We start from the raw sequence: 265 nt of genomic DNA, 5'->3' as shown, positions 1-265 counted from the left end.
CAATGACAACGCGGGCGTGTCGAGCGACGGCATCTTGCCTTGCGCCTGCGCAATCCCCCAGAGCAGGCTCGTCACCGATTTGCTGATCGACCGGACATCGTGCACGGTCGATGGGCCGAATGTTCGCGTGGTGCGGAACAGGTCTTTGATGCGCTCGTCCTTGCCGGCCCGATAGACTTCGGTGACCAAATGGCCGTGGCGCACGACAAGCAGGCTGTGGAAGTTGATATCACCGTCGGCAAGATTGTGCAGGACGGTGCAAAGG

The 265-nt window shown here is 60.8% G+C and carries 1 pseudogene; it reads right to left on the bottom strand.

What is annotated here, in order from left to right:
• Nucleotides 1–265: pseudogene (locus tag ACVA6Q_RS24725) on the bottom strand (hypothetical protein); the annotation flags it as partial.

The sequence above is a fragment of the Vibrio sp. DNB22_10_4 genome, assembly GCF_052879755.1.
Note: the sequence above shows the minus strand (reverse complement) of the source record. Positions and strands in the feature narration are given on the sequence as shown.